At 39.7% G+C, this 1,525-nt stretch carries 1 protein-coding gene; it reads right to left on the bottom strand.

Annotation, left to right across the window (positions count from 1 at the left end):
• Positions 1–224: 224 nt before the first annotated feature.
• Positions 225–1,525, bottom strand: a 1,301-nt coding sequence (locus V7149_RS04845) for a polyprenyl synthetase family protein (RefSeq protein WP_335344522.1), incomplete at its 5' end; no start/stop codon positions are given.

Genomic DNA, 1,525 nt, shown 5'->3' with positions numbered 1-1,525 from the left:
TCCCTCCTCTATGAAGTTTATCAGATTTGGCTTGGTAAAATAAACATTTATTTCCTTTCAATTATGAAAAAGAGCCTTTCCTTAATAGGGAGGCTCTTTACTTATATCTGTTTTAATCTTTTCTTACGAGCAGTGAGCAACACTTCACATGGCTGGAATAGTGATCGGAGCCACAATTAATTCAGCAGTTTACCTACTCTAACTACTTCGTATCCCCTTTCTACTTAACGGTCCCTGTTCACAATATAATTCAATAAATGCTTCAGAAAAGTGGTATTGCGCGGAACCTCTATTAACACTTCCATGGCAAGACAGTAATGTTCCCACATTTCTTTTCTAGCACCAACAACACCTAGGATGGACACAAAAGTCGAATTGTTGTTTTCCTTATCTTTGCCAATGGGTTTTCCAAGTTTGACCAGATCTCCTTCAACATCAAGCAGATCATCCTTAATTTGAAACGCAATACCGGCATGATAGGCGAATTTTTTCAAAGCTTCTATTTCCAACTGCTTTGCTTGGGCGAGCATGGCAGGCATGATGAGGGACGCTTCGAATGCGATCCCTGTTTTATAAAAGCTCATCATATTCAATTGTTCCAGTGTCAATGGTTTCCCTTTTGAATCCAAGTCCATCGCCTGTCCCTTACACATATCCTCTGTCATTTGGGCCGAATATTGAATCAAGGCAAGCACCGTTTTTGAATCGAATTGGTCAAGGGATGCTTGCTCCCGGATTGCCTTCTGGGTTAGAAATAGACCGGTTAATTCTGTTATAGCAATGTTATACACCTGATGAAGGGTTGGTCGTCCCCTGCGGATGGACGCATTATCCTGGGATGGCAGATCATCGAAGATTAGGGATGCGGTATGCATATATTCCAATGATCTCAGAAGCGGAACGATTGCTGAACTTTTTAATCCATATTCGTTAACGCCCATGACCCAAGTCAATATAGGCCTCAATCGCTTTCCATCGCCTTCCAGACTGTAATTTGCAGCATCAATGATTGGATCTTGCATAATAGAATCATAATCGTTTTTAGGAATATGTAAGATGTTGTTGATCTGATTGCGAACGGTATCGATCGTATCTAAAAATCCTTCTCGCTCTTTACTTTCATTTTTCAGATGGGTAATCATCTGATCTCTAAGCAGTTTATCAAAGAAATCCACATCATCCGCTTTTCGAACCATTTTTTGAATGATCCGATTGAACTTTGGATTTCCAGAAGCAAATAACTCCATAACCTCGTTGTATTTCTTTGTGCCTATTCGCACTTTAAATCGTTTCAGGCTATTTATTGCACGATCCAACATCACCTCACGAGTCATTGTATCTGAATGATACACGTTATGGATCAAATGGGAGATGACCGTCCAGTATAATTCAAAGGGATTGATAAGATCTGGACGTTTATCATGATATTTCAAATAATAGGTATAGGGTGTTACTGCACCGTCCTTCATGTCATCAAACATATCTGCAAAATCATCAGCCAGCTGATTGTAAATGCCATAAAAAA

This window comes from Bacillus sp. JJ1503 (assembly GCF_036965125.1).
Taxonomy (GTDB): Bacteria; Bacillota; Bacilli; order Bacillales; family Cytobacillaceae; genus Cytobacillus.
Note: the sequence above shows the minus strand (reverse complement) of the source record. Positions and strands in the feature narration are given on the sequence as shown.